The 12,339-nt window shown below is 53.5% G+C and carries 9 protein-coding genes; 4 read left to right on the forward strand and 5 right to left on the reverse strand.

The features are described 5' to 3' along the window. Nucleotide 1: 1 nt before the first annotated feature. Entirely contained in the window at nt 2–3,778 is a 3,777-nt protein-coding gene (tamB, locus tag M4I31_RS21210) for an autotransporter assembly complex protein TamB (protein WP_085048455.1), read from the reverse strand. Further along, entirely contained in the window at nt 3,775–5,508 is a 1,734-nt protein-coding gene (gene tamA / locus M4I31_RS21215; protein ID WP_085048456.1) for an autotransporter assembly complex protein TamA, read from the reverse strand. Before tamA ends, tamB begins: the two co-directional genes overlap by 4 nt. Before the next feature lie 212 nt (nt 5,509–5,720). On the opposite strand from tamA, the gene msrA reads away from it, so the two are divergent. Both msrA and M4I31_RS21225 read left to right on the forward strand, forming a co-directional pair. Next, entirely contained in the window at nt 5,721–6,359 is a 639-nt protein-coding gene (gene msrA, locus M4I31_RS21220; protein WP_032940276.1) for a peptide-methionine (S)-S-oxide reductase MsrA, read from the forward strand. A 151-nt stretch (nt 6,360–6,510) separates the two neighbouring features. Beyond that, on the forward strand, nt 6,511–7,851 hold the full coding sequence (locus M4I31_RS21225) for a hemolysin family protein (RefSeq protein ID WP_003025713.1): 1,341 nt from the start codon (nt 6,511–6,513) through the stop codon (nt 7,849–7,851). Nucleotides 7,852–7,918: 67 nt separating this feature from the next. Here M4I31_RS21225 and M4I31_RS21230 read toward each other — a convergent pair whose 3' ends face one another. Then, a complete protein-coding gene (locus tag M4I31_RS21230; protein ID WP_003025710.1) occupies nt 7,919–8,125 on the reverse strand; it encodes a DUF1107 domain-containing protein in 207 nt (68 codons plus the stop codon). A 327-nt stretch (nt 8,126–8,452) separates the two neighbouring features. Between M4I31_RS21230 and M4I31_RS21235 the strand changes: the two genes are divergently transcribed. After that, nucleotides 8,453–9,010: a YtfJ family protein gene (locus M4I31_RS21235; protein ID WP_038636612.1), complete on the forward strand. Its 558-nt coding sequence runs from the start codon at nt 8,453–8,455 to the stop codon at nt 9,008–9,010. Here M4I31_RS21235 and cysQ read toward each other — a convergent pair. Continuing rightward, complete coding sequence (gene cysQ, locus M4I31_RS21240) at nt 9,000–9,740, reverse strand: 3'(2'),5'-bisphosphate nucleotidase CysQ (protein ID WP_038636607.1); 741 nt, start codon at nt 9,738–9,740, stop codon at nt 9,000–9,002. The two genes, M4I31_RS21235 and cysQ, sit on opposite strands and share 11 nt — an antisense overlap. 186 nt (nt 9,741–9,926) lie before the next feature. On the opposite strand from cysQ, the gene M4I31_RS21245 reads away from it, so the two are divergent. Beyond that, nucleotides 9,927–11,870, forward strand: coding sequence for a bifunctional 2',3'-cyclic-nucleotide 2'-phosphodiesterase/3'-nucleotidase (locus M4I31_RS21245; RefSeq protein WP_085048457.1), 1,944 nt, complete (start codon nt 9,927–9,929; stop codon nt 11,868–11,870). 62 nt (nt 11,871–11,932) lie between these two features. On the opposite strand, the gene M4I31_RS21250 is transcribed toward M4I31_RS21245, so the two are convergent. Next, nucleotides 11,933–12,313 (reverse strand): helix-turn-helix domain-containing protein, encoded by a 381-nt coding sequence (locus tag M4I31_RS21250; protein WP_038642973.1) that lies wholly within the window; start codon nt 12,311–12,313, stop codon nt 11,933–11,935. Nucleotides 12,314–12,339: the final 26 nt, after the last annotated feature.

The raw sequence follows: 12,339 nt of genomic DNA on the forward strand, positions 1-12,339 counted from the left end.
GCTAAAACTCGAACTGATAGAGCAAATCAAGTGCCTGATCTACGCCAGACACTGCTTCCAGATATAGCTTAGGCATCAGACGATAACGTAGCGTGAGTGTCGCTAAGGAGTCAAATATACCCACACCATATTTCACCTGCAGACCTGGCAGTACGTATCCGCTGACAACGACCTGAGATGAGTCACCCACCCCTTGCGTGTCCAGTGCCAGATTGCTTACGCCAAATGTCTCCCCGATTTTACCCACAACCTGACCACTTTGTGCAACCCCCAGGCCAATAAGCATTGAAGTCATCGCCGCGCTGTCGCTCTGTTCACTATCCAGTCCTTGCCCACGAAGCAGGTAGGACAGCGCCATTTGCTGCGACATCGCCGGGTCGGAGAAGATCTCCGCTTTCGGTTCATCAGCCGTGCCCGTGACGCGAACGCCGGCGATCACGTCATCTTCTGTAGCATCCGGGTTACGAATCGCTTCAATATTGAGCAACGGCTGATCCGGCGGACCGGAGAATAACAGCTCGCCCTTACGCACAATCAGATCCTGACCATAGGCATGGAAGCGACCGCTCGGGATATTAATCTGCCCGTTAAGCCCCAGCCCCTGTTTATCCTGCACCACCTTCAGATCGCCCGTCAGACGCGCTTTCAAACCAAAGGCATCAAGACGCACGTTATTACCGACGTGGATATTCAGGTTGCTGTTGATCGGGATCCCGGCGGTCTGTGGTTTCTCGGGCTGCAGATCGTTATTAAGCATCACCATATCGCTGGACACCCCTACCGCGCTTTCCGGCAGATCGTGGACCACGATACGCGCCCACGGCACATCGACATTGCCGTTCAGGGTAAACAGGCTCGGTGTCGCTTCAAATTCCACATCCGGCGAGACATCCAGACGCACCATCGGCGGCACGGTGATCCGCACCCGGCTGCCTTTCGCCGCAACGCGCGCCCGCCAGTTGTCTATTTGACTCCAGTCTGCGTCGCCGCTCAGGTTGATTTCCCCCTGCTGCGTACGCACCACACCCGCCAACGTTGAGCGTGTTCCGGTGAAGTTAACGGCTAACTGGCTTGGCTGCATGTCAAACGGCATAAAGTTACCGTCGATATCCAGTCCGCTCAGTTGCAGTTGTCCAAGCAGTTGCGGGCTTTGCACATCGCCGCCCAGACGCAGGTTGGCGTTGATCATCCCCGCGGCCTTTTCACCACGTGAGAAGATAGGGTTCACCATCGCCAGATTGAAGTTGCGGATATTGACGTTGCCGCCCAGGTTACGGCGCCCTTGTGGATCCGTCACCTGCACCTTTCCGTCAAACTGCCCGTTATTAGTCAGGCGAATCAGCCAGCCCAGCTCGGCACGGTTGTCGTGCAGGTCGGCGGTCAGATTCAACGTTTCAAATGCCACAGGCAGCGGCGCATCGTTCACGCTTTGCGTGACCTTCACGTTACGCCCGGAAAGCGTGACCTGCCCCTGCGGCAGCCCCTCTTTGGTCGTGTCCCAACTGACATCGGCTTTGCCGGTGAACACCCCGCTGGCCTGAGTCGTATCCGGCATAAACGGTTTCAGCATCGCCAGGTCGAAACGGTTGAGATTCACCACCGCGCGTCCTTCTGCACCAGCATCAATGGTTTGTGGTACGCACAGCTCCGCATTCGGGTTGTTCCAGCAATGCGGTCCAATGCTGATTTTTTGTTCCTGATTGCGATAATCCAACGCGATCGCACGATTGAGCGCCCACGGACCAACCGGCGTCTGGAAACGGGTATTGCTTAATTCCCCTTTCCAGCGCTGCTCTTTGCGATCAAAGCTGCCTGCCAGGGAGAGCTGCCCTGAGACCGGCTCGCCCTGAATGCGCAGCTGTAGCTCATGCTGCTTCTCACTGCCTTTGGCATCGAGCGTCACCAGGCCGATATTCACGTCAGGTTGTACAATCCGTTCTACGCGAACGTTGAGATTACCGGCGATTTGCTCCGCCGATTTCACGTCGCCTTCGACGCGAACCTGAGCAACGGAAAGCTCCTGCCAACGCAGGCCGCGGGCGGTGATGTCCGCCAACAGCTGTGGCGCTTCTACCGTACCGCGAACTTTTACCAGCCCTTTCGCCGTGCCACCTAATCCCGGCAGCGCGTTATCCAGGCTCGGGGCATCAATCGTCGCGTCGAGATTGAGGTCCTTAACCCCCAGTTCCCCTTTCACGTCCGCACTGTTGCGCCCCAGTTCCAGATGCAGGCCCGGGATCGTCCACTGCAGGTAGCTGTTCCCCTTCAGCGAGCCGTTTACATTAACCTTGTTCTGCTTCACGTTACCGGTCAGCTTCAGCTCAGGAATCTCCATCTGCCAGCTTCCGCCGTACAGACTGCCGCGCGTTTTCACCAGACCATTCAGCTTTGACGGCCAGTCCGGGATTGTTTTCGCGGTGTTGATACCATCCAGCGTTAACTCCCCGCGCCAGCTGATCGCCTGCTGCCAGTCCACCAGCGCTTTCAGTTCGGTTTTCCCTTCCAGCGCCGCAATGCTCAGTTTGTCGAGATTAATCTGCTGTTCGTTGCCTTTGGCGTCCAGCGTAATGGTAGCCGGAGGAATATCCTGCCCTTTCACCGCGGTACGCATCGACAACGTATAGTCGGTCATTTTGCCGGTCAGCTTGAGCTTAATGTCATCGGCCTGGAATTGCTTGTCGCCGGTAAACGGCCAGTAAACCTGCTTACTCACCACTTCCAGATTGAGCGGTAATCCGGCTTCTGCCAGACGCGTTTGCGCACGCAGGTCCATATCAACCGGGCCAGACAGATTGACGCCGACTTCCAGCTGGTCACGCAGCGCGCCGCCGACCTTCAGCTTCACCTTTTCGCCTTTTAATGGATCGACGTTCAGCGTGCTGTTGAGGGTAATATCTACCGGCCATGTGTTGGTGAGCTGCGCCGTACCGCTGGCGTTTACCGTGCCCTGATTAGAGTCGATATCCAGCGCGTCGAGCTTCATGTTGCCGTCAATACTGCTCACTTTGAGCAGCATGTTATGCACCGTTAAATCCGTATCCCCGGTCACGCGCAGTTGCTCGCCGCGAAACTCTTCAATATTGAGGTTGAGCGGCAGATGGACATCGGTCATTTCCGGTAGCACCGGCTTTGAGAACAGATCTTTTAGCGTTTCGCCGAGCGGTTTTTCATCCGGCTGCGGGTTTTGAATCTTCGGTTCAACGACCTCTTCCTGCGCCACTTCCGCCACTTTAGGCAGGGCAATCAGCAGGCCCTGTAATGACGTTGGCTTCAGGGTCAGCGTTTTTTCCTGCCAGTTCAGGCCGGAGGTAAAATCGAGCACTGAAACCGTGGTGTCATCGATTTTGATATTGATGTTGTTTAGCGCCACGCGTGAAAGCGTAATCGGATAAGGTGTGGAAAGGTTAAGCGGGCCGCTATCCTCTTCCTCAACCGGTGCTGAAGGCGGCATCTTCTTGCTGTCGATCGCCACGTTGATATTTTTCAGCGACAGATCGTTGACGCACAGGCTGCTATCCCAAAGACACTCCAGCCCGACGGCCAGATGCACTTCGCCGGCATTCACCGCCACGCCAGGCTGGTCATAACGAATATTTTTGAGCGATAAATCCCGCCAGCCGCCGGTGACCTGACCAATTTCCAGCCCCGGAACCCAGCGATCAGCTGCTTTGAAGATCAGGTGCAGGCCCGAGGTGGTGCCGACAAGAAACGCCACCGTGCCTAACAACAGCAGGATAAAAATCAGCACGCCGAGGCTTATCTTCTTCCATAAACTCATAATTCAGGCCCCAGACCGATGTAAAACTGTAAACCATGTTCATCTTTGTCGCCGACAGGAACGGCAAAGTCGAGCTTGATGGGACCGACCGGCGATTGCCAGCGTACGCCGACCCCGGCGCCGGTTTTGAAATCGCTTTTGCGGATATCGCTGACCGCTTCGCCGCTATCGACAAACATCGCGCCCCACCATTTCCCGGTCACGTTGTACTGGTATTCCAGCGAGCCAGTTGCCAGCTTCGAGGCCCCTTTCAGCTTACCGTCGCTGCCTTCAGGCGAAATAGATTTGTATTTATAGCCGCGAATACTGCGATCGCCCCCGGCGAAGAAACGCAGATCCGGCGGCACTTTGTCGAAGTCCCCGGTTTCAATCCAGCCGAGGTTACCGCGCATCACAAAGCGATGCTTGTCGTACAGCGTGCGGATCCAGACGTTTTGCGCCTGGAAGACGGAGAAATCAACGTCTGAGCCCCAGGCCGTATTGGAGTAATCAATGGAATAACGCTGTGAATCGCCCCAGACGGGCATCAGACCGCCGCGCGAACGTGTCCGGCTAATCATCACGCCCGGATAGAGCAGCATAGTGGTATTGGTGACGTTACCCTGCGTAAAGTGGTCGAGGCTCCAGCGCAGGTTAATCGCGCGCTGCCAGCCACTGGAGAGATCCCAGTAGCGGGAAACCGCAAGCGTCGTGGAGTCCTGCTCGGTGTCGTTTAAATCGGTACGCTTAAAGCCGCCCTGCACCAGGTAATACTGCTCCAGCGGGTTCTTTAACAGCGGCATTTTATAACTAAAATCAAGGACCTGCTCTGGCGCAGAGATGCTGGCGCTGGTGGTCAGGCTGTGGCCATAGGAGTTCATCCACGGCTTTTTCCACGAGGTCTTCACCCGTGGCCCGACGTCAGTTGAATAACCAACCCCGGTTTCGATGGTGTTTTCGGTACGCGGCGAGACCACGCCTTTTAGCGGCAGCACTTTGGTTTTGCGGGCTTTATCAAATTCCGGCGCGACAACCACAGAATTAAACCATCCGGTCGCCGACAGACGACGGTTCAGTTCCCCCAGATCTTTCGACTCGTACGCTTCACCTTCTTTAAATGGCACCAGGTTTTGCAGGTACTCATCACGAATTTGCGAGCCTTCAAAGGTGACATGCCCAAAGCGATAGCGTTCGCCGCTGTTGTAATCGATATCCCAGAACGCCTGACGGCGCTCAAGCGCTATTCCAAGCTGGCTTTTATTAAATTCACTGTCGAAATAACCTTTGCGCAGCGCCACGCTGGTGAGGGATTTTTTGAAGTTGTCATAGTCTCCCTGATTCAACACGGTGCCGATTGCCGGGCGCGTTTTCAGCAGATCCAGGTAATCTTTATCCGTACGCGCGCCACCGCGCAGAATCACTTCGGTGCCGCCAATCAGCACCGGCTCGCCGGGGGTTACTTTGGCAATCAGCACCTGGCGTCCTTTCGCCGGTGGCGGGCGCAGCTCAAAATCGATGGTCGGCTCAAAGTAGCCCAGCGCTTTTAGCCCTTCGCGGATGGCATCATCAACGCGCGCACGAAAGCGTCGGTCTGGCGTGACTTCATCACTTTGAATCGTGGACAGCTGCGCACGGACGTTTTTCTCCAGCGGTCCTGATAATCCTTCGACCTGTAAGCGAACATTCGCGGCGGCGGCGGAGCCACTTAAGCACAGTAATCCCACCCAACATAACTGACGGATATGTGGCACATTTTCTCCTGAATATCCTTTTTTCCCACCCCTGGAAAAAAATACTATGCCGTTCCTCGGCTTAACAAAAAATCAACAATAAGAGTTGAAAAACAGACGGCAACCCAAATATTTCTTATGTTTAACTCTAGACGTATTCATGCCGTTTATTGTGGGCAAAGACGCGTCTCGTTACAACCTTAACCCAAATGACTGATTTCGGGAGAACGGCCATGAGTTTATTTGATAGAAAGCATCTCGTTACTCAAGCAGATGCGCTACCTGGACGCAACACCCCGATGCCAGTGGCAACGCTGCATGCGGTTAACCAACATTCGATGACCAACGTGCCCGACGGTATGGAAATCGCCCTTTTCGCCATGGGATGTTTCTGGGGCGTGGAGCGTTTATTCTGGTCATTACCCGGCGTGTACAGCACCGCAGCCGGATACACCGGCGGCTATACCCCTAACCCGACCTATCGGGAAGTTTGCTCTGGCGATACCGGGCATGCCGAGGCGGTACGCGTCGTCTATGACCCGCATGTTATCAGCTACGAGCAACTGCTGCAGGTGTTCTGGGAAAATCACGACCCGGCGCAAGGTATGCGCCAGGGGAACGACCAGGGTACGCAGTATCGTTCCGCTATTTATCCCTTAACGCCAGAGCAAACCGCCGCAGCACAGGCCAGCCTTGAACGTTTTCAGGCGGCGATGACCGCCGCTGGCGACGAGCGGACCATTACAACGGAAATCAGTACGGCAACCCCGTTCTATTATGCCGAAGACGATCACCAACAATATCTGCACAAAAACCCTTATGGATACTGTGGAATTGGCGGGATTGGCGTGTGTTTGCCACCACAAGGTTAAATTTCCCCCTCTGGCGACGTTACAGTACCTTACGCTATACTAGCTTCTGAATTTACCGGCTCACTTCCACGAGCCGGTTTTCAATGTGTATTTCACACGGATTTATCAACTTCTCCCTTCCGAGGATCTGACCCGAACGGTCGGATAAGATATGTTAAACAGTATTTTAGTCATTCTCTGCCTGATCGCCGTGAGTGCGTTTTTCTCGATATCCGAGATCTCGCTTGCCGCATCACGCAAAATCAAACTTAAACTGCTTGCCGATGAAGGCAATGTAAACGCACAGCGTGTTTTGAAGATGCAGGAAAACCCCGGCATGTTTTTTACCGTGGTGCAGATTGGCCTTAACGCGGTCGCCATTCTCGGCGGTATCGTGGGTGATGCGGCCTTTTCCCCGGCGTTTTACAGTCTGTTCTCAAAGTACTTCGCTCCAGAGCTGTCCGAACAGTTAAGTTTTATTCTGTCCTTCTCACTGGTTACTGGCCTGTTCATCCTGTTCGCGGATTTAACCCCGAAACGCATCGGTATGATTGCGCCAGAAGCTGTGGCTTTGCGTATCATCAACCCGATGCGCTTCTGTCTGCTGGTCTTCCGCCCGCTGGTGTGGTTCTTTAACGGTCTGGCAAATAACATTTTCCGCCTGTTTAAAATCCCGATGGTGCGTAAAGATGACATCACGTCAGACGACATTTACGCCGTGGTCGAAGCCGGTGCGCTGGCGGGTGTTCTGCGCAAGCAGGAACATGAGCTGATTGAAAATGTGTTCGAACTGGAATCCCGTACCGTACCGTCTTCAATGACGTCGCGCGAGAACATTATCTGGTTCGATCTTCACGAAGACGAGCAGAGCCTGAAGAACAAAGTGGCGGAACACCCGCACTCCAAATTCCTGGTGTGTAACGAAGATATCGACCACATCATTGGCTATGTCGATTCAAAGGATCTCCTCAACCGCGTGCTGGCCAACCAGAGCATGGCGCTGAACAGCGGCGTGCAGATCCGCAATACGCTGATCGTCCCGGATACGCTGACGCTCTCTGAAGCGCTGGAAAGCTTCAAAACCGCAGGCGAAGATTTTGCCGTCATCATGAACGAGTATGCATTGGTGGTGGGGATTATCACGCTCAACGATGTGATGACGACGCTGATGGGCGATTTAGTCGGTCAGGGCCTCGAAGAGCAGATCGTGGCGCGTGATGAAAACTCATGGTTAGTCGACGGCGGTACGCCGATTGATGACGTCATGCGCGTCCTGGATATCGACGAATTCCCGCAGTCCGGCAACTATGAGACCATCGGCGGCTTTATGATGTTCATGTTGCGTAAAATCCCGAAACGCACCGACTCGGTGAAATATTCAGGCTACAAATTTGAAGTGGTGGATATCGATAACTACAAGATCGATCAGCTGCTGGTGACGCGTCTGGACAGTAAACCTACCGTTCTGGTACCGAAACTGCCGGATGCGAAGGAAGAGGCGAAGGCGTCATAGCGCCTTGCAGAAACATCAACGGCTCCAGTCCTGGAGCCGTTTTTTTAACTACCGCATAGCACTTTGATCAAGCCATCTCAGTTTGCAGACGCAAGACCTGACGGTTAACTTCGGACATCACGGAAAAATGCAGCTTGTCCTTCACTTTTGGGATAAGAATCTTACCCTTATCAAATTCAAAAGCGCCTACGTCCTTGATATATAACCGTCCACGAAACAGGATCTTCACGTACTTCGCCACCTGCAGCGGGTTGTATCGTTGGAAAATTTTCATTGTTGTCTCCTGCTGAGCATTACGCCTTTGCGGTACCACAATCGGTCCGACAATCCTCAGGCGCAAATTTTAATGCCCTATGACTATAGACTATCTCGTTGATGTTTCCAGCGTGTATAAGTTTATTTACCTTCAAGTTACAATTATTCAGAATTATCTTTTCAACGCTTCGCTGTCTTCAGTATAAGCCTTCGATTTTCGCAGGATTTGTGCGCCCGTCCGCAAACTGGCATCGCGCTTGCGGGAAAAAGCATCAATCGCACATATGATTAAATTCCAGACCCAAGTGGTCGGATCACCTGCAAAATAAAGAAAGAAGGAAAACCTATGACCTTACGAAAACTGCTGGCGCTGTCGTGCCTGCTGCTGCCGATGATTGCCTCCGCCCATAAGTTTGAGACTAACCAGCGCGTACCACCGGTGGGGATCGCCGATCGCGGCGAACTGATTCTTGATAACGATAAGTTTAGCTACAAAAGCTGGAATAGCGCGCAACTGCCCGGCAAAGTACGGATTGTGCAACACATTGCCGGGCGCACCTCCGCTAAAGAGAAAAACGCGAACCTGATTGAAGCTATCAAAGCGGCGAACCTGCCGCACGACAAATACCAGACCACCACTATCGTCAACACGGATGACGCCATTCCCGGCTCCGGTATGTTTGTGCGCAGCAGTCTGGAGAGCAACAAGAAGCTCTATCCATGGTCACAATTTATTGTCGACAGCAACGGCATTGCGCGTAAAGCCTGGCAACTGGATGAAGAAAGCTCCGCTATTGCGGTACTCGATAAGGACGGACGCGTACAGTGGGCAAAAGATGGTGCATTAACGCAGGAAGAGGTGCAGCAGGTGATTGCCCTGCTGCATAAATTGCTCAGTAAATAGAGACCCGAAAGCCGGGGTTGAGGAACGATTCACGTGGGGTGTAGTCCAGCGGTTTCCCCTGCCAGTCGTGAACGTGCGCTCCGGCTGCGGCGGCAACGGCGTGGCCAGCGGCGGTGTCCCAGACGTTAGTTGGTCCAAAACGCGGATACAGCTGCGCGTGCCCTTCCGCCACCAGGCAGAATTTCAGCGACGAGCCAATCGACGTGGTCTGGTGTTCGCCCAGTTGTTGCAGATACTCTTTTAACTCATTGTCGGCATGCGAGCGGCTAATCACCACCAGCGGTGGACGCGCGTCACGTACCAGGATCTGTTTGCGCACACCGCACTCTTCTTTCCACGCTTTACCTTCTGCCGCGCTGTACATGACCTTCATTACTGGCGCGTAAACCACGCCAAGCACCGGCTTTCCCTGTTCAATCAGCGCAATATTGACGGTAAATTCACCGTTACGTTTAATAAACTCTTTGGTACCGTCCAGCGGGTCCACCAGCCAGTAGCGCTGCCAGTGCTGGCGAACATCCCAGCCAGGAGGAGCTTCTTCAGACAGAACCGGAATATCCGGCGTCAACGCCTGTAATCCTTCGAGGATCACCGTGTGCGCAGCGATATCCGCCGCCGTGACCGGAGAATCATCCTGCTTGCTGGTAATCTCCATCGGTTTGATTCCATCGTAGACCTGCATAATGGCATCGCCCGCGTTCCGTGCAAGCTGGCATACATGTTCTAACATTCTCCACCTCGTTTGTCAGTGGTGTTAACTCGTTGTTTTACTTATACCCGATCGTCAGGGGATCCGCCAACTGTGATAGCGTCTGCGGTTTTAAACGCTATATTCATGTCATGATTCACAGTTCTGTAAGCAAGAAGATTTATATACATTTTCTTTTGTGGCTTAGATCTTAAAAGGATGCCCCTGATGATTAAGTTTAGTGCAACGCTTCTGGCAACGCTGATTGCAGCCAGCGTGAATGCCGCGACCGTTGATCTGCGAATAATGGAAACCACTGATTTACATAGCAATATGATGGATTTCGATTATTACAAAGACACGCCGACTGAAAAATTTGGCCTGGTGCGCACGGCAAGTCTGATCAACACCGCGCGTGGTGAAGTCAAAAACAGCGTGCTGGTTGATAACGGCGATCTGATTCAGGGCAGCCCGCTCGGGGATTACATGGCGGCCAAAGGGCTGAAAGCGGGCGAAACTCACCCGGTATATAAGGCGCTCAATACGCTGGATTACGCGGTGGGTAACCTCGGCAATCATGAATTCAACTATGGTCTGGAGTATTTGCATAACGCGCTGGCCGGAGCGAAGTTCCCCTACGTTAACGCCAATATCATCGATGTTAAGACCAAAAAGCCGCTATTTACGCCTTATTTGATCAAAGAAACTGAAGTGGTCGACCAGCAAGGTAACAAGCAGACGCTGAAGATTGGCTATATCGGCTTTGTGCCACCACAAATCATGACCTGGGATAAAGCTAACCTTAGCGGCAAAGTGACGGTAAATGACATCACCGAAACCGCGCGTAAGTATGTGCCGGAAATGCGGAAAAAAGGCGCTGATGTCGTGGTGGTGATTGCTCACTCCGGCCTTTCTGCCGACCCGTATCAGACGATGGCGGAAAACTCCGTTTATTATCTCAGTGAAGTACCGGGTGTGGATGCCATTATGTTTGGTCATGCTCACGCCGTTTTCCCGGGTAAAGATTTTGCCAATATTAAAGGCGCGGATACCGCGAAAGGCACGCTCAATGGCGTACCGGCGGTGATGCCGGGCATGTGGGGCGATCATCTGGGCGTCGTAGATTTGGTACTGAATAACGACAGCGGTAAATGGCAGGTCAGCCAGGCGAAAGCAGAGGCACGCCCCATTTATGACGCCGCGGCGAAAAAATCACTGGCCGGTGAAGACAAAAAAATCGTAGAGATCCTGAAAGCCGATCACGACGCCACCCGTGAATTCGTCAGCAAACCGATCGGTAAATCCGCCGACAACATGTACAGCTACCTGGCGTTGGTTCAGGATGACCCGACCGTGCAGGTGGTGAATAACGCCCAGAAAGCCTATGTGGAACATTTTATTCAGGGCGATCCGGACCTGGCAAAATTGCCGGTACTTTCCGCGGCCGCGCCGTTTAAGGTCGGTGGACGCAAGAACGATCCGGCCAGCTTTGTCGAAGTCGAAAAAGGCCAGTTAACCTTCCGTAATGCCGCTGATTTGTATCTCTATCCCAATACCCTGGTGGTCGTGAAAGCCAGCGGCAAAGAGGTGAAAGAGTGGCTGGAATGTTCCGCCGGGCAGTTTAATCAAATTGATATTCACAGCAGCAAGCCGCAGTCGCTGATCAACTGGGATGGGTTCCGTACTTATAACTTTGACGTGATCGACGGCGTGAATTATCAGATTGATGTTTCACAGCCCGCCCGCTACGACGGCGAGTGCCAGACCATCAACCCAAAAGCAGAGCGGATTAAGAATCTGACCTTTAACGGTAAGCCTGTCGACCCTAACGCCACCTTCCTCGTCGCGACCAACAACTATCGCGCCTATGGCGGTAAGTTTGCCGGAACCGGAGACAACCACATCGCGTTTGCGTCACCAGATGAAAACCGCTCGGTGCTGGCCGCATGGATTGGTGCTGAGACGAAGCGTGCCGGTGAAATTCATCCGGCGGCAGATAACAACTGGCGTCTGGCGCCGATTCACAGTGATACGCCACTGGATATTCGTTTTGAAACGTCACCGTCTGAGAAAGCCGCAGCGTTTATCAAAGAGAAAGGGCAATATCCGCTGAAAAAAGTCGCTACCGATGATATCGGCTTTGCGATTTATCAGTTGGATTTGAGTAAGTAACTCTCGTGCCGGATGCGACGCACTAGCGTCTTATCCGGCCTACAAAACACACTGCCAACCTATCACGCAACCCGCTCTTCCCGTTGCGCCAAAACCTGCGGCAAATTCAGTTCTATCCAGTCCGCCAGCGCGGCGACTTTATCGCTCACCTGCTCACCCAACGGCGTCAGACTATATTCCACGTGCGGCGGCACCACCGGATAAGACACCCGATTGATAAACCCGTCCTGCTCCAGCGCCTGCAGCGATTGCGCCAGCATTTTTTCACTGACGCCGCCCATCTTCCGGCGCAAATCGCTAAAGCGGTGCGTACCATCGCGCAGCGCCACCAGAATTAACACGCCCCAGCGGCTGGTGACGTGTTTTAACACCTCGCGTGAAGGGCATTGCTCGGCAAACAAATTGCCATCGCGTAATTGCTGGGAGAGGGTCGACGCTGTCATTTTCATACTAACCTTTTTGTGCGTAC

The sequence above is a fragment of the Citrobacter sp. XT1-2-2 genome, from assembly GCF_023516235.1.
Taxonomy (GTDB): domain Bacteria; phylum Pseudomonadota; class Gammaproteobacteria; order Enterobacterales; family Enterobacteriaceae; genus Citrobacter; species Citrobacter werkmanii.